The 16,399-nt window shown below is 59.0% G+C and carries 14 protein-coding genes; 7 read left to right on the top strand and 7 right to left on the bottom strand.

From position 1 onward, the window contains the following. Nucleotides 1–228: 228 nt before the first annotated feature. Nucleotides 229–1,419: a phosphoglycerate kinase gene (locus ARCT_RS0113130; RefSeq protein ID WP_027240492.1), complete on the bottom strand. Its 1,191-nt coding sequence runs from the start codon at nucleotides 1,417–1,419 to the stop codon at nucleotides 229–231. Nucleotides 1,420–1,556: 137 nt separating this feature from the next. On the opposite strand from ARCT_RS0113130, the gene ARCT_RS0113125 reads away from it, so the two are divergent. Further along, on the top strand, nucleotides 1,557–2,063 hold the full coding sequence (locus ARCT_RS0113125) for a peptidylprolyl isomerase (protein WP_027240491.1): 507 nt from the start codon (nucleotides 1,557–1,559) through the stop codon (nucleotides 2,061–2,063). Next, the gene (locus ARCT_RS0113120; protein ID WP_027240490.1) at nucleotides 2,056–2,601 is read left to right on the top strand and encodes a peptidylprolyl isomerase; all 546 of its coding nucleotides are present in this window, start codon (nucleotides 2,056–2,058) and stop codon (nucleotides 2,599–2,601) included. The genes ARCT_RS0113125 and ARCT_RS0113120 overlap by 8 nt, the downstream gene beginning before the upstream one ends. A gap of 43 nt (nucleotides 2,602–2,644) precedes the next feature. Here the strand turns inward: ARCT_RS0113120 and ARCT_RS0113115 are convergent, their stop codons facing one another. From ARCT_RS0113115 to ARCT_RS0113095, 5 genes are all read right to left on the bottom strand, one after another. Next, nucleotides 2,645–3,175, bottom strand: a complete 531-nt coding sequence (locus tag ARCT_RS0113115; protein WP_027240489.1) for a hypothetical protein — start codon at nucleotides 3,173–3,175, stop codon at nucleotides 2,645–2,647. Between the two features lie 254 nt (nucleotides 3,176–3,429). Beyond that, complete coding sequence (locus ARCT_RS0113110) at nucleotides 3,430–3,978, bottom strand: bactofilin family protein (RefSeq protein WP_027240488.1); 549 nt, start codon at nucleotides 3,976–3,978, stop codon at nucleotides 3,430–3,432. Next, nucleotides 3,968–5,299, bottom strand: coding sequence for a M23 family metallopeptidase (locus ARCT_RS0113105; RefSeq protein WP_027240487.1), 1,332 nt, complete (start codon nucleotides 5,297–5,299; stop codon nucleotides 3,968–3,970). The genes ARCT_RS0113110 and ARCT_RS0113105 overlap by 11 nt, the downstream gene beginning before the upstream one ends. 307 nt (nucleotides 5,300–5,606) lie before the next feature. Continuing rightward, complete coding sequence (locus ARCT_RS0113100; protein WP_027240486.1) at nucleotides 5,607–6,446, bottom strand: ferritin-like domain-containing protein; 840 nt, start codon at nucleotides 6,444–6,446, stop codon at nucleotides 5,607–5,609. Between the two features lie 207 nt (nucleotides 6,447–6,653). After that, complete coding sequence (locus ARCT_RS0113095) at nucleotides 6,654–7,115, bottom strand: peroxiredoxin (RefSeq protein WP_027240485.1); 462 nt, start codon at nucleotides 7,113–7,115, stop codon at nucleotides 6,654–6,656. A gap of 236 nt (nucleotides 7,116–7,351) precedes the next feature. Between ARCT_RS0113095 and ARCT_RS26035 the strand changes: the two genes are divergently transcribed. From ARCT_RS26035 to ARCT_RS0113075, 4 genes are all read left to right on the top strand, one after another. Next, nucleotides 7,352–10,639 (top strand): DUF3971 domain-containing protein, encoded by a 3,288-nt coding sequence (locus tag ARCT_RS26035; RefSeq protein WP_240476316.1) that lies wholly within the window; start codon nucleotides 7,352–7,354, stop codon nucleotides 10,637–10,639. A 77-nt stretch (nucleotides 10,640–10,716) separates the two neighbouring features. Continuing rightward, nucleotides 10,717–11,796: a tRNA preQ1(34) S-adenosylmethionine ribosyltransferase-isomerase QueA gene (gene queA, locus ARCT_RS0113085; RefSeq protein ID WP_027240484.1), complete on the top strand. Its 1,080-nt coding sequence runs from the start codon at nucleotides 10,717–10,719 to the stop codon at nucleotides 11,794–11,796. Between the two features lie 182 nt (nucleotides 11,797–11,978). Then, on the top strand, nucleotides 11,979–13,253 hold the full coding sequence (locus ARCT_RS0113080) for an MFS transporter (protein ID WP_027240483.1): 1,275 nt from the start codon (nucleotides 11,979–11,981) through the stop codon (nucleotides 13,251–13,253). A gap of 139 nt (nucleotides 13,254–13,392) precedes the next feature. After that, complete coding sequence (locus tag ARCT_RS0113075; protein ID WP_027240482.1) at nucleotides 13,393–13,971, top strand: DUF924 family protein; 579 nt, start codon at nucleotides 13,393–13,395, stop codon at nucleotides 13,969–13,971. An 81-nt stretch (nucleotides 13,972–14,052) separates the two neighbouring features. Here ARCT_RS0113075 and ARCT_RS0113070 read toward each other — a convergent pair whose 3' ends face one another. Next, nucleotides 14,053–14,511 carry a pyridoxamine 5'-phosphate oxidase family protein gene (locus ARCT_RS0113070; RefSeq protein ID WP_027240481.1) on the bottom strand — a complete coding sequence of 153 codons (459 nt, stop codon included), beginning with the start codon at nucleotides 14,509–14,511 and terminating at the stop codon, nucleotides 14,053–14,055. A 298-nt stretch (nucleotides 14,512–14,809) separates the two neighbouring features. Here ARCT_RS0113070 and lpdA point away from each other — a divergent pair, with 298 nt between their 5' ends. Beyond that, the gene (gene lpdA / locus ARCT_RS0113065; protein ID WP_027240480.1) at nucleotides 14,810–16,204 is read left to right on the top strand and encodes a dihydrolipoyl dehydrogenase; all 1,395 of its coding nucleotides are present in this window, start codon (nucleotides 14,810–14,812) and stop codon (nucleotides 16,202–16,204) included. The last annotated feature ends 195 nt before the right edge of the window (nucleotides 16,205–16,399 follow it).

Here is a 16,399-nt window from a genome sequence, read left to right as displayed (position 1 = left end):
TTGTTCCGGCCTCTGTCTTTGTTATGGCACAAGCGATTCGCTTTGTGAATCCCCTTTTGACTCCAAGGGGATAGAATTTTTACCATTAAGGGTTTGTTAATATTTTCAGCCAAAGACCAAGGGGATAGCCGCAAGACAAAAACCGCCGACCCAGAGAAATTCCGGATCGGCGGTCAGTTGGGGGGAGCTTGCTTTGATCAGGCGTTGCGGGGCCCGAAGCTGCAGGCCTCAGCTTTCCAGCGCGGCAACACCGGGGAGAGTTTTGCCTTCCATCCATTCCAGAAAGGCTCCGCCCGCCGTGGAGATATAGGTGAAATCCCCCGCCGCGCCTGAGGCATTCAGCGCGGCGACGGTATCGCCACCGCCTGCAACGGCTGTCAGCAGGCCTGCACGGACCAGCGCGGCGGCTTTGAGAGCTGCGGCATTGGTGGCGGCATCAAAGGGCTCAAATTCAAAGGCGCCAAGCGGACCGTTCCAGATCAGGGTTTTGCTCTGTTCAAAGGTCTCATTGATCACCTTCAGGCTCTCGGGGCCCGCATCCAGGATCATGCCGTTGTCCGGACATTGATCCACCGGCAGGATCTGGTGCGGAGCGTGCGATTCAAACTTTTCAGCAACCACAATGTCGCTGGGCAGGATGATCTTGCAGCCGGTCTTCTCGGCCTTCGCCATAATCTGCGCTGCGGTGTCTTTCATCAGCCGCTCGGCCAGTGAAATGCCCACGGACAGGCCTTTGGCCACAAGAAAGGTATTGGCCATGCCACCACCAATGATCAGATAATCGACCTTTTCCACCAGATTGCCCAGCAGCTCCAGCTTGGTCGACACCTTGGCGCCGCCGACAACCGCTGTCACCGGGCGGTTTGGCGCCCCCAGGGCGCTTTCCAGCGCCTGGAGTTCTGCCTGCATCAGGCGGCCTGCACAGGCGGGCAGCAGCCGCGCCAGGGCCTCGGTGGAGCTATGGGCGCGATGCGCTGCGGAAAAGGCATCGTTGCAATAGACATCGCCCAGCTCTGCCATGGCGGCGGCCAGTTCGGGGTCGTTTTTGGTTTCAGTCGCGTGGAACCGGGTGTTTTCCAACAGCAGCACTTCGCCAGGCTGCAGCGCGCTTGCGGCCTCCTTGGCGCCTTCGCCAACGCAATCGGCCGCAAACCGCACAGTGGTTTCAAAGGCGCGCTCCAGGGTGGGGACCAGCTGCTTCAGCGACAGGTTTTCGCGCCGCTCACCGCCGGGGCGGCCAAAATGCGCCAGCAGGATCGGCCGACCACCGGCCGCCAGAATGTCCCGCACGGTTGGAGCAATGCGGCGGATTCGGGTGGAATCGGTCACCACGCCGTCAACAAGAGGGACGTTGATGTCCACGCGCACCAGGACGCGTTTACCGTTCAGATCCATATCGTCGAGTGTTTTCCAGCCCATCAGAGGCTCCTCTGTGCAAATATCGCGGGTAATCACGCTGTTCTTTCAGCGCTTTTTGGCCATCAGTCAATGCTCCCTTGGCAATTGCGAGCGCTACCCTTAACTATCGTTGCAAATTTTGCAGACAGGAGGGCCTCATGGCCGATATCAAAGATCCAGAAAACACCGTCATTATTGAGCTGAAAGATGGCAATGTTGTCATCGAATTGCTGGCGGATGTGGCCCCCAAACATGCCGAGCGCATGAAGGAACTGGCGCGCGCGGGTGAGTATGACAACGTCTGCTTCCACCGGGTTATCGACGGTTTTATGGCGCAGACCGGCGATGTCGCCAATGGCGATATGGAAGACGGCTTTAACATCCGCATGGCTGGCACTGGTGGCTCGTCGCTGCCAAACCTGCCTGCTGAGTTTTCCAGCCTGCCACATGACCGCGGCACCCTGGGCGCGGCCCGTTCCGCCAGCCCGGATTCGGCCAACTCGCAGTTCTTCATCAATTTCAAGGACAACCACTTCCTCAACAATCAATACACCGTCTATGGTCGGGTGATTGAAGGCATGGAACACGTTGACGCCATCGTCAAAGGCGAGCCCCCCGCAAATCCCGATCGCATGATCAGCGTCAAGGTGGCCGCAGATGTTTAAGCTGGCAGCGGTATTTTCCCTTCTGGCCAGCTCGACGCTGGCGGCAGGGCTGGAAATCCAGATCGAGGGCGAGGCCAATGGCACCGTCAAGATCGACCTGTTTGAGGATCTGGCCCCCAAACATGTGGCTCAGATCACCGCGCTGGCAGCCGAGGGCAAATATGACGGGGTGGTGTTCCACCGCGTGATTGATGGCTTCATGGCGCAGACTGGCGATGTTCAGTATGGCAAAATGGGTGGCGACATGAGCCGCGCCGGCATGGGCGGTTCTGATCTGGCCGATCTGCCTGCCGAGTTTTCGGATCGCCCCTTTGATCGCGGCATCGTTGGCATGGCGCGCTCACAAAACCCCAATAGCGCCAATTCGCAGTTCTTCATCATGTTCAAGCCGGGTCATTTCCTCAACGGGCAATACACCGTTGTTGGACAGGTCACCGAAGGCATGGATGTGGTGGATGCGATCAAATTGGGCACCGGCGGCAATGGTTCTGTTGTGGGCAAACCCGACATGATGAGCAAAGTGACCGTCACTGAGTAAGGTCTTGGCTCCCCGGTAATATTCACCGGGGAGCCGTCAGTTTCTAGCTGATCCTCAAACCGCGCTGGACATCCTCCAGCGCGGTTTTTTGCGGCTGTGTCAGGCTGCCGCTGCCAAATTTTGCGATGCCCTGAATGAGGCTGACAAGCACGTTGAAATGGCTCTGTGCGCTCAGCTTGTAGAGCCGACGTGACAGCCGTGAAATCGCCTGCTGCGGGCCGCCGCACTCTGTCATGATCCAGCGCCCAAGCAGAACCAGCTCTTCGGCATCCTGATGTGGGATCCTCAACTCTTCGCGCAGACCACGGATCAGGGCTTCTTTTTGTTCAGCGGTCGGATAATCGTCAAGCTCCAGAAAGCTGACCCCGAGGGCCGCCAAGGCAATCTGCGGGTCCTCGATGGTCTCGGCAGGGTGGATATTGCTGCGGCGCTGAAAGCCAAATCTACGTGCGGCCAGACGGATGTCATTGGCGACATCCACCAGATCGTGGCCCATCTGCGCCGCATTGCGGGCCCGTTGGATCCAAAAAAACGCGGCTGCCAAAACGGCAATTGCACCAAGAATAACCGGCATGGTTCTCTCCAGACTACGTCATAAAATACCTGCCGGAGGGTACTCCCAAAGGTTGAGCAGTGAAAGCAAAATTCCTTCACCACGCAGAGGGGGAGGGGGGATTTTCAGCTTGGTAACCCGATCTGCAGGTGCAACTTTCCTCCGGTTGTCGAGCGGGCGGATAGTGCAAAAAGAAACCCGCCGCAGAGCCGATCTGCGACGGGTTCAATTTCTCTGCTCTGTCCCGAGGGGGCAAAGCACGGGGCGGCGATAGGTTAGCTGTCGGCCTTGGCAGCGGCTGTTGCCGCTTTGACGGCTGCCGAGGGGGCAGGGGCAGAGGCCGCAGCTGCCGGCATGGCTTTTTTGCCACCAGGGGTCAGTGGGTCATCCTGACGCTGGACCGAGCCTTCAAAATGGGCGCCGCTCTCAATCGCGATGGTTTTATGGATGATGTCGCCTTCGACACGGGCGGTGGCGGTGAGACGCACCTTGAGGCCACGTACCCGGCCCACAACACGGCCATTGACGACAACATCATCAGCAATCACTTCGCCTTTGATGGTGGCGGTTTCGCCAACGGTCAGCAGGTGGGCGCGAATATCACCTTCGACGGTGCCTTCGACCTGGATGTCACCTGAGGTTTTCAGATTGCCGGTGATGTGCAGATCCGAGCTCAGCAGCGATGCGGGCGGCTTTGCCTTTGGGGCAGAGGGCTTGTATTCGCTGGCAGATGCAGCAGGTGCGGATGAGGCCGCCGGAGCCGCTGTAGGGGTTGCCTCGGCCTGTTTAGGTCCGGGCTCGTTGATTTTGCTTTTAGAAAACATTTCTTGCAGCCTTGATATAGATCATCGGGTTTACGGGTTTGCCATTAACCCTTACCTCATAGTGGAGGTGGGTTCCGGTGGACCGTCCGGTCGTACCCATATCAGCAATGTGATCCCCGCGCGAGACCCTTTGGCCCACCTTAACGCGCAGATTTGAGTTATGAGCGTATTTCGTCTCAATCCCAAAGGCATGCTGAATGGTAACAAGTTTGCCATAACCGGATTGCCAGCCGGCATGGGTGACGATGCCATCGGCCGTGGCAAAGATATCGGTGCCGGTACTGCCGGCAAAATCAGACCCTTTGTGCAGGCGGCGGCCGCCGGTTTTGGGGTCGCGCCGGTAGCCATAGCCCGAAGACTGACGCACCAGATTCAGATTAACCGGGGTTGCAAAAGGCGCCTGCTGCGCTGCCATCCGGTAGAGGTTCAACTGGTCCAACTGATTGAGAATCTGGTTGGCGCGCAGCTCATCCGCGGAGGGTTCCTCACCGCGGGTGGATAGGGCTAAAGGGCTGAGCGGACCGCCCTGACCGCTATATCCGCGCCGCACCTGCTCCAGAATACGATCTGGCGGCATGCCGGCATTTCTAAACATCTTGTCCAGCGGCGCCACCGATACGGCGACCGCCTCTTCGAGTTGACGGAAAATCTGGTCGTTGCGCTCGTTGAGCAGCTCCAGTTCCAGCTCCATTTCGGCGCGCTGTTCCAGGGCTTCCTGGGCATCGGTTTCGATCTGGTCGCGTTCGGTCGCCGTTTCCGACAGCGCAGTAGAGAGAAAATCCATCTGCAAGGGCGCAGCTGCCGCAGCCATGGGGGTGTCCCAATCTGCCTTGGTGTTTTGCCGCAGCTCTTCCAGTTCGGCGCGGGTGCCGTCACGCTGGGTCATGGTCTGGCGCAGGGTTGTCTGGATGACTTCGATGCCGGTTTCCAGCTCCTGGCGCCGGGTCTCGGAGGTGAGCAATTCGGACTGCATCATCGAAATCTGCGCCAGGGCGGCGTTGAACCGCTGCTGAGCCGCCAAAGCCTCTTCGGCGCGGGTGTCCCGTTCGTTTGAGATGTCGTTGAGCCGGGCGCGATAGGTGAGCTGATCCCGCTTGGCCTGTTCGCGAAAGTTCCCGGAGCCGATGCTATCCATCAAGACAATCGCCGTGGCGACAATGGCCCAGGCAACAAAGGCGACCATCCCGGTGACGGCGATCAGCTGTGTGCCCGACCTCAGCCGGACAAAACGGGTATCTGTATCGGATTTTAAAAAGACCCGGCGTTCTGGAAAGTAGTGTTCCAGAAATGCATGTATCCTGATAGCCAGACGTGTCCGCACGAGCCGATCCTTGTCCCATCCCTATATCGCAGAGCCGCCGCCATCCCCAGCTGCTGAACTCTGCGCGAAATCTTTAGCCATGCGGCAGCCTGTGGGCAAGTGTGAAGGCGGTTTTTTTGGTGTGCCCTCTTCGGTTTGCTCCGGTGGGAGGCGTATTTGGGCGAAATGTTGCCAGTAGCAAAGCCAGTGTTCGCCCCAGTGTTTGCCCCGTGGCCCCTCCCTGTGCCTGTCCTGCCAGGGCATTCGGAAACCTGCCAATAGCTGATCAAGGATGGTGGTGGTCGCATCCTGTTGTTGATTGGCGAGGTCAAACCCCGGCAATCGGTTTGATCTGGTCAGCCAATGGCCAGTAGAAATCTGGCGGAATACCCGCGTCGGCACGTTTTTCCTCATTGAAAGGCGGCTTTAGGGAGCTGCGAAAGTATTTCCTGACCAGGGTATGAAAGACCTCTTTGGGATCCAGATTGTCACGGCCACACAGGAAGTAGAACCACTTGGATCCATAGGCCACATGGCTGACCTCTTCTGAATAGATCACCTCCAGGGCCTCCACCGCCTGGGTGAGCTTTGCCTGGCGGAAAATCTTTATCATGCCTGGGGTTACATCAAGCCCACGGGCCTCCAGTACCATCGGCACCACGGCCAGGCGCCCCATCAGATCCTCTGCGGTATCTTCGGCGGCCTGCCACATTCCCCGGTGGGCCGGCAGGGCGCCGTAGAAACTGCCAAGGCTTTCCAGACACTCGCACATCAGGCCAAAATGTTTGGATTCCTCATCAGCGGCCTTGACCCAGTCATCAAAGAAGCCAATCGGCAGGGGCACATGGGAAAAGCGCGCTATGATATCCCAGTGCAGGTCCACCGCGTTGAGCTCGATATGGGCAACCGCATGCAACAGGGCGATGCGGCCTGCCTCGGAACCGGGCTTGCGCTTTGGCACATCGCGCGGATTGAGCAATTCAGGTTTGTCCGGGCGGGCCGGGTGCAGTGGCGGATTGGCGGTGCCAATCTCGATTGCACAGGGGTCCTGTTCGCGGGCGGCAAACCAAGCGGCGGCATGGCGGCGCGACAGGGCGGCCTTTGCCGCGCCATCAGCGGTGGTCAACACGTCATTGGCCATCTGTGCGAGGGTGAGGGGAGCGGTCATATGAGTTCCTAAAAAGACAAAGGGCAAAAAAGCAGGGCACCTACCAGGGCTGCGCAGCGGGGCCTCACAGGCGCTTAGTGCAGGCTTGCGCCCCGCCAAAGCCCGCACAGAACAAGAGCCAACCCCAGATCCAGACGTTCCAGACCCAGAGGTTCCAGACGCAGGCTAATGGGCCAGAGCTGTAGAGACTGGGCTAGAGAGACAGGGTTAGAGTGACTGGGCCGCCTCCAGCACCTCTTCCACATGGCCGGGAACCTTGACCCGGCGCCAGATACGGGCAATGCGGCCTTCAGCGTCGATCAAGAAGGTCGAACGCTCAATCCCCCAGTGCTTTTTGCCGTACAAGTTCTTCTCTTTCCAGACCCCGTAATCTTCACAGGTGCTGCCCTCGGCATCGGACAATAGCGGCGTGGTCAGCTCGTGTTTTGCGATGAATTTATCGTGCTTTGACACCGTGTCCTTGGAAATTCCAAAAACCAAGGCGCCAGCATCGGCAAAGCCTTGCAGATGGGCAGAAAACCCGATGGATTCTTTGGTGCAGCCCGGGGTATCATCGCGGGGATAGAAAAACAGAACAACGGCTTGGCCTTTCAGCTCTGCAAGAGAGACTTCACCGCCGCCATCACGGGGCAGGCAAAACAGAGGGGCCTGATCAGTTGCATCGAGCATTTATGTGGTCTCCTGAACCTGTGGGTCGCAAACGGTTGGCTCCAAATGGTTTGAACTCGAACTGTTTGGCAAGGGCTGTCTGATATAGTTAGGCCATCGTGGCCAAAGGATAAACACTGATCGAACCAGTTGGGGAAAATGAGGATCTCGTCGCGCGTCAAGTCGATGAGCTTGTGGGGCGGCCCGCGCAACGGCGCCGGCGCCGGTCTCTGCGTGCCCTGCGCTGGACCATCCGGTTGCTGGCCTTGTTGTGCTTTCTGGGGGCCGGGGTGGTCTATTTTGGTATCGGCACCAAAATGGATGCGCCCCAGTGGTTGCGTCAGCGTCTGGAGACCCGCATCGAGCGGGATTTGAATGGGCTGCAGCTTGAGTTTGGCGATCTCAACTTTGTGGTCAATCACGGTTGGAGACCGCGGATCGGGATGCGCGATGTCACCCTGCGCGCAGCAGATGGAACGCCGATTGTGCAACTGGCTGATGCCGAAATTTCCATGGCAATGCGGCCCTTGCTGCGGGGCAAGATACAGCCCAAGCGGATTTCGCTCAGTGGGCTATATGCCAGTCTGCGTCGCGAATCCGATAGTATCGCGCTTAGCCTCTCCCAGGGGGGCTCGCCGCTGCGCCAGGCGGCCAATCTGCCGCAGCTGATCGAGCAATGGGACAGTCAGTTTGAATTGCCGGTGCTGTCTTCTTTGACCGAGATTTCCACCAATGGGGTGACCCTGCGCTATGAAGACGCGCGGCTTGGCCGGGTCTGGATCCTGGATGGGGGCAATGTGCGCTTTACCCGGCAGGACCAGGCCTTGACCATTTCCTCGGGCTTTTCGGTGCTGAGCGGGCGTCAGGATGTGGGCGCGGTTGAGGCGAGCTACAAATCCGATATTGGCGATTCCGCAGCAGAATTTGGGATACTGGTCAGCGATATCGCCAGCGAAGACATTGCGGTGCAGGCGCCGGCTCTTGGCTGGTTGCAGGTGCTGCGCGCCTCTATTTCGGGATCTTTACGCGGCGGGATCACCAGCGAGGGCACTTTGTTGCCGCTGTCGGCAAGCCTGCAAATTGGCGAAGGGGTGATCCAGCCCTCGCCGGAAACCCTGCCAATCCCCATTCACGGCGCCCATAGCTATTTCACCTTCTTGCCGCTGGAGCAGCGCCTGCAGTTTGATGAGCTGAAGATCAACAGCGGCTGGGGCTCGGGCACCATGGAGGGCAGTGCTGAGCTGGCAGGGATCTCAGATGGCCGTTTGACCGATCTGGTGGGGCAATTGCGGTTCACCGATCTCACCCTCAATCCGCGCGGGCTGTATTCGCAACCGCAGGTCTTTGCCGGTGTGACGGTTGATTTTCGCCTGCAGCCCAATCCCTTCCGCTTTCAGCTTGGCGAGATGCTGGTCGAGCATGAGGGCCGTCAAATCCGTTTGAACGGCAAGTTTGAAACCGGCCCCGAGGGCTGGGAATATGCCCTGGATGCGCGCTCTGACCACCTGGATCTGGCGCAAGTGAAATCGCTGTGGCCGACCGGGGCGGCGGAAAAACCACGCCAGTGGGTGTTGCAAAACGTCTTTCAGGCCCAGGCCCAGGACGTGAATTTTGCCCTGCGCGGCAAGGGGCGGGCAAAGCCGTTTTATGCGTTGGATGCCAATTTCACCAACGCCGAAGTCAAATTCCAAAAACACATGCCACGGGTGACGGGCGGTGCCGGTCATTTTAGTCTCTACAATACAAGGATGGTTGTTGTTGCTGCTGCGGGAACGGTGACCGCCGATGAGGGCGGCGCGGTGCAGGTCGCCGGGACCTCCTTTATTATTCCGGATACCTCGGTGCGCGATGGCGCGCCGGGGATTGCTCGGGTGGTGGCGGAGGGATCTGTCACGGCGGGGCTGTCGCTGCTCAATCGCCCGCCGCTTTCCATTCTGGACAAGGCACATCTGCCTGTTGATCTGGCCCAGGGGCGGGTGCATGTGGTTGGCACTTTGGCGCTGCCGCTAAAGCCCCAGGTGGCTCCCGAAGATATCAAGTATCACTACCGGGGCACCGTCAGCGAGGTGCGGAGCGCCACTTTGGTTCCCAACCACGTGGTCGCAGCGCCGGTACTGGCGCTGCGCGGTGATCAGGGGCGGGTGGCGCTGTCAGGTGCAGGCAGCCTGTCGGGTATCCCCGTAACTGCCAACTGGAGCCAGGCCGTGGGGCGGCAGGCCAGCCCGGCCAGTCGGGTGACCGGCGAGATCGAGATCAGCCCAAAGGCCATAGACACCCTGCAAATTGGCCTGCCCAAGGGCACTGTCGCTGGCCAGGGGCAGGGGAGCTATCAGCTGGATATCGTGCCAGAGCAGCCACCGCAGTTGCAGTTTACATCCGATCTGGCAGGGGTGGATCTGCGCATCCCGCAGATCAGTTGGCGCAAACCCCCGGCGAGCCGCGGTCAGCTGGATATGGATGTCACCCTGGCCACGCCGGTCAAGGTCGACAGGCTGCGGCTGCAGGCGCCGGGGTTGCAGGCTGAGGGCTGGGTGACCACCAAGGAGAGCGGCGGGTTGCAGCAGGCCCATCTGAGCGCGGTGAGTGTTGGCAATTGGATGCAGGGCGCTGTGAATTTCATTGGCCTGCGCAATGGGCTGGCGGAGATCCAGGTGACCAGCGGCACGCTTGATCTGCAAAAGGCGCCCTTTTCTGGTGAAAGTGGCAGCAGCACGGGGAATGGCTCTGGGGGCAGCGCTCCGTCCGGCCCGATCACCATGCAGCTGGAGCGTCTGCGTGTCACCGAAAGCATTGCCTTGACCGGGTTCGAGGGACGGTTCTCCACACAGGGCGGGCTAAATGGCCAGTTCACCGGTAATCTCAATGGAGCCACGCCGGTCTCTGGGGTTGTGGTGCCAAAACCGGGGGGCATAGCCACCCGGATCCGCGCCGATGATGCGGGCGGTGTTTTTAAGGCCGCCGGTATTTTGCGTCATGGTGAGGGCGGCAGCTTTGACATGACATTAATTCCGGCGAAGGAACCGGGTGAATACGACGGTGAGATCCAGATCAAAAACACCCGTATCAAAAATGCGCCCTCCATGGCGGCGCTGCTGAATGCGATCAGCGTCATTGGTCTGGTGGATGAATTGTCCGGTGGCGGCATTCTGTTTACCGGGGTCGAGGCAAAATTCCGGCTTGGCTCTACCCATCTGACCCTGCATGAAAGCAGCGCTGTCGGGCCTTCGATGGGGCTGTCGATGGACGGGATTTATGAACTGGACTCCGGCACGCTGAACATGCGCGGGGTGATCTCGCCCATCTATATTATCAATGCCATTGGCCGGGTGGTTTCCCGCAAGGGGGAGGGGTTGTTTGGCTTTGCCTTCAGGCTCAGGGGCTCGGCGGATGATCCAAAGGTCAGCGTCAATCCCCTGTCGGCCTTGGCTCCTGGCATGTTCAGGGAGATTTTTCGCGGCAAGGCCCCCACTGTTCCAGGTGCGCCGGAGGAAGAGACACAACCGCCTCCCGCCCATCTGCACAGTAACACCGGCGGCGAGCGGTGAGGAGGCCCGGGGCTTGGTCACACCTGCCCCCTGCAAGAGCCATGGCCAAGCGGCGATAAACCCCTTAAAGGGGCGGCATGAAACTCAGCGATTTTGATTTTGACCTGCCCGACGACCTGATTGCCACCCGCCCGGCCTCGCCGCGCAGCGCGGCGCGGTTGCTGGTGGCCACACCTGATTCCCTGACGGATGGCCATATGGGCGATCTCGTGGACCTGTTGCAGCCCGGAGATCGACTGGTGTTGAATGACACCAAGGTCATCCCGGCGCGGCTCTCTGGCCTGCGCCATCGCGACACCGCTCAGGGCAAAATGGCCGCCAAGATCGAAGTGACGCTGTTAGAGCCGAAGGCAGATGGCAGCTGGTCCGCCCTGTTGAAGCCTTTGAAGAAGGTCAAACTTGGCGAGGTCGTGGTGTTTTCCGAGGCCCTGTCGGCTGAGCTGGTTGGCGTGGCTGACGGGCAGGGGCAGTTGCGGTTTAACCTGGCTGGCGATGATTTTGATGCGGCGCTCAACGCGGCGGGCGCCATGCCGCTGCCGCCCTATATTGCCGCCAAACGGGCCGCAGATGATCAGGACAAAGAAGACTACCAAACCGTTTGGGCGCGCCATTCCGGGGCGGTTGCCGCGCCGACGGCCTCTTTGCATTTTGACCCGCCACTGCTGGCCGCGCTCAAGGCCAGGGGGGTAGAGTTCACCTATGTGACCCTGCATGTGGGCGCGGGAACTTTTTTGCCGGTCAAGGTCGAAGATGTGACCAGCCACAAAATGCATGCGGAATGGGGACGGGTCAGCCCACAGGCCGCCGCGGATATCGCCGCAACCAAAGCCGCCGGTGGCCGGATCATTCCGGTGGGCACCACGGCCCTGCGCCTGATTGAGAGCGCGGCGCGCAGCGGCACTGTGCAGCCCTGGGAGGGCGAGACGGATATCTTTATCTACCCTGGGTTCACCTTCCATGTGGCCGATGCCTTGATGACCAATTTTCACCTGCCAAAATCCACCCTGTTGATGCTGATCTCTGCACTCATGGGGCAACAGCGGGTGCGCGAGATTTATGATCACGCGGTACAGAGCGGCTATCGTTTCTTTTCTTATGGAGACGGGTCGCTTTTATTACCCCAAGAGACGAATAGGGGGCAGAAGGGCGGCAAATGAAGGTAGACAAGCGCGGGTAATTTCCGCACTGATGAGAGCCGGAAAACGACGTCTTCGCAATCAATCTCAACCGACACCTGCCTCTGGCGACAGAGGCACCCCCGTCAAAAACACCAGACGGGCAGGGGCCACTGTTACACCTGTTACAGTGGCGCTTGTCCGATGACAAAGGAGCCATCGCGATGCTGCAGGTTTTGTCGAGCGCTTGGGCGCTACTCTTGGGCATGGGCATGCTGATGATCGGTAATGGCATGCAGGGCACCATTTTGGGGGTGCGGGGCGCGCTGGAGGGGTTTTCGACCCTGCAGATGTCCTTTGTGATGTCGGCCTATTTTGTCGGATTTCTGGGCGGATCGCGCCTGGCGCCCGAGATGATCCGACGTGTCGGCCATGTGCGGGTTTTTGCGGCGCTTGCCTCGCTGATCTCGGCGGTAATGATTCTCTATCCTGCGGTGGCCAATCCAATTGCATGGATGCTGGGACGGGCGCTGATCGGCTTTTGCTTTTCAGGGGTGTATGTCACGGCAGAAAGCTGGCTGAACAACGCGGCCGACAATGCCAACCGGGGCAAGGCGCTGTCGCTTTATATGATTGTGCAGACCATTGGCATCGTGGCGGCGCAAGCGCTGATGCTGGTGGGGGATCCGGCAGGGTATGAGACCTTTGTGATTGCCTCGGTGGTGGTCTCGGTCTCCTTTGCACCAATTTTGCTGTCGATTTCACCCACCCCGGCCTTTGCAACCACCAAGCCAATGTCGCTGCGCGAGCTGATGAATGTCTCGCCGCTTGGCTGTGTCGGCATGTTTCTGCTGGGCGGGGTGTTTTCGGCTCAGTTTGGTATGAGCGCGGTCTATGCCGCCGAGGCAGGGCTCAGCCTGTCACAGATCTCGATCTTTATTGCCACCTTCTACATTGGCGCGGTTGTCCTGCAGTTTCCGCTGGGCTGGATGTCAGACTGGATGGATCGCCGGGTTCTGGTTCTGGCCGTCTCTGCCCTGGGGGGCGGCGCTGCGCTCATGGGGATGGTGATGGGCGGGGACTATAGCTTTTTGTTGCTGGCGGCCTTCTTTATCGGCGGCATGTCCAACCCGCTCTATTCCCTGCTGATCGCCCATACCAATGACTATCTGGAGCACGATGATATGGCGGCAGCCTCTGGCGGGCTGGTGTTTATCAACGGGCTGGGCGCCATTGCCGGTCCGCTGATCACCGGCTGGATCATGAGCGATGCAGTCTTTGGTCCTTCGGGGTATTTTCTGTTCATGGCGGTATTGCTGATCGCCCTGGCCGTCTACGCGCTCTATCGTACCACCCAGCGGGCATCGATTCCCGCTGACGAAACCGGGATTATGTCGCCAATGACGCCCAGCGGTTCGCCTGTGGTGGTGGAATTTGCCCAGGAATATGCCATTGAAACCGAGATTGAGGAGCAGGAAGCCGCCAGTGAGGCCGGGTGATTGCGCTAACCCAATGGGGTTGTGAGGAATATTTCATCGAAATGCCAAAAATGTTGCAAATAGTGACCCCGCGTCACTTGTAAACGCTATGTAAAATGGTCTGAACTAAACTTCGGTATTAATACGTGGAGATGGACCAATGCAGGGGCCCGAAGAAATCCTTAAGTTCTGGCTGGATGAGGTTGGAGAAAAAGGCTGGTATCTCAGCGATGACGCGCTGGATGACACCATCCGCACGCGTTTTCTGGACACTTGGAAGGCAGCCTGTGAGGGCAAGTTTTCCCTGTGGCTGACCTATCCCTCCGGTACTCTGGCCTATATCATTCTGATGGACCAGTTCCCGCGCAACATGTTCCGGGGAACAGGCGAGGCCTTTCACTCGGACCGTATGGCGCTCAGTGCTGCCAAGAACGCGATCCAGAAAAAATGGGACATGAAGATCGACGAGCCAGGCCGACAGTTCTTTTACATGCCACTGATGCATTCCGAGAACCTGTGCGATCAGGAGCGCTGTGTGCGGCTGATGCTGCAGCGGATGCCCGAAACCGGCGCGGTTAATCTGTTCCATGCCCGTGCACACCGTGAAGTGATCCGCGATTTTGGCCGCTTTCCCTATCGCAACGCCGTGCTGTCGCGCCACAGCACGGCACCCGAGAAGACCTATGTCGAATCCGGTGGCTACGGCGAAACGCTGCGCCGCCTGCGGGCCATTGGGTAACAGCCCGCAGGGCTTATGGGCAGAGGCGGTGCCTTGCTACAGGCTGTGCCTTGCCTGCCGTCTTGTCGGCAGCACGGGGGGTCAGCTACGTGGGGCGACGCCGTAGCTGGCATATGCATCCGCGCGCAGCTCGGCCTCGCTGCGGTCCGGGTAGAACAGGTAGCTTGGTGCCAAAATGGGCGAACGGCGCGAAATGTGCACTAAGATCACGTTGCGGATAGGAAAGGCCTCTCCGGTCATCGCCAGAAGGGGCGCCGCCAGCTCTGCAAATTCGGTGGCATCAGGGGCGATGATTTTCGCGGTGCCCTCAACCTTGTGACCACGCTGCAGAAAGACGTCGACGAAGCTGACACAGACCGCCGGGTTGGCGTGGATGTTGCGCACGCTGCGAGCAGAGGCGATATCGGCGATGACCAGCCGCTCGGCGTCCAGCTCGGCATAGATTTCCTTGGGGGACACATTGGGCCTGTTGTCGGCATCCGATGTGGCCAGCCAGCATAGGACGGCGTGTTCCTCAGGTGGCTGAAGTGTTTGGCTCATTAACGAAATTTCCTGTTTGAAATTGAAACCTCTGATAGCTGCCAGCCTATCGGCGCGACATTTTCGCGGCAAGCATCATCATCAGCCGAAACTGCTGGTTGCGGCGTAGGATAACCAAGGCTCCAGATGTTCCAGCGAGATTTTTCTGTTGTTCTGTCGTCTTTGCTTGTTAGTCTTGGGATAATTATGCACGCGCTTTTGTGCCGTTTCAGGGCGGGACGGCTTCGGTTGTTGCAGTGCGTTGGGAATTAGTTTAACGGTAAACTAGTTTTTGGATATTTGTTCATGAGGGAACACAATGGCCGCAGCATCCTATGACGTGATCGTAATCGGCGCAGGCCCTGGCGGATATGTGGCCGCCATTCGGGCGGCGCAACTGGGGCTCAAGACTGCGATTGTCGAGCGCGAGAACCTGGGTGGCATCTGTCTGAACTGGGGCTGTATCCCGACCAAGGCGCTGCTGCGCTCTTCCGAGGTGTTCCACCTGATGGAGCGGGCCAAGGAATTTGGCCTGAGCGCGGATAACATCACCTATGATCTTGATGCGGTTGTCAAACGCTCACGCGGGGTGGCCAAACAGCTGTCCTCGGGCATTGGTCATTTGATGAAGAAGAACAAGATCACAGTGGTGATGGGCGAAGCGACACTGCCCGCCAAGGGAAAGGTCAGTGTCAAAACCGACAAGGGCGTGCAGGAGCTGAGCGCCAAGAACATCATCCTGGCCACCGGCGCGCGGGCGCGGGAGCTGCCGGGGCTGGAAGGCGATGGCGATCTGGTCTGGACCTACCGCGACGCGCTGGTGCCGCCACGCATGCCCAAAAAGCTGCTGGTCATTGGCTCCGGTGCCATCGGCATCGAATTTGCAAGTTTTTACAACACGCTGGGTGCTGACACGACCGTTGTCGAGGTCATGGACCGGGTGTTGCCAGTAGAAGACGCCGAGATTTCCGCCTTTGCCAAGAAGGCCTTTGTCAAACAGGGCATGAAGATCATGGAAAAAGCCATGGTCAAGCAGCTGGACCGGGCGCCGGGTAAGGTCACCGCCCATATCGAGGTTGGCGGCAAGGTCGAAAAGCAAGAGTTCGACACCGTGATCTCTGCCGTCGGCATTGTCGGCAATGTCGAGGGTCTGGGGCTGGAGGCGCTTGGCGTCAAGCTTGACCGCACCCATGTGGTGACGGATCAGTTCTGCCGCACCGGGGTTGAGGGGCTGTATGCCATCGGCGATATCGCCGGCGCGCCCTGGCTGGCCCATAAGGCGAGCCACGAAGGTGTCATGGTTGCGGATCTGATCGGTGGCAAACACGCCCATCCGGTGAAACCCGAAAGCATCGCGGGCTGTACCTATTGCCAGCCGCAGGTGGCCAGCGTTGGCTATACCGAAGCCAAGGCCAAAGAGCTGGGCTATGACATCAAAGTTGGTCGTTTTCCGTTTATCGGCAATGGCAAAGCCATCGCTCTGGGCGAGCCCGAAGGCTTGATCAAAACCGTGTTTGACGCCAAAACCGGTGAGCTGCTGGGGGCCCATATGGTTGGCGCCGAAGTTACCGAGCTGATCCAGGGTTATGTGGTGGGTCGCCAGTTGGAAACCACCGAGGAAGACCTGATGAATACCGTCTTCCCGCATCCCACCCTCAGCGAGATGATGCATGAAAGCGTGCTCGACGCCTTTGATCGTGTCATTCACATGTAACCTGGTACATCTGGCCTGATTACTGACCTAATTACTGACCTGAGTACTGGCCAGATAGTCGTCCTGATGGTCCACTGCACTGTCTACCGCGCACGTCCCCCTGGGGCGTGCGTTTTTGTGTGGCATCAAGACAGCGTTAAAATCCACCTCAACCCTTTGGGAAAACATCGGGAATATGCGGGGGAGTGAGACAGT

It is taken from the genome of Pseudophaeobacter arcticus DSM 23566 (assembly GCF_000473205.1).
Lineage (GTDB): Bacteria > Pseudomonadota > Alphaproteobacteria > Rhodobacterales > Rhodobacteraceae > Pseudophaeobacter > Pseudophaeobacter arcticus.
The sequence above is the reverse complement of the archived record's forward strand: the minus strand, read 5'-3'. Positions and strand labels throughout refer to the sequence as shown.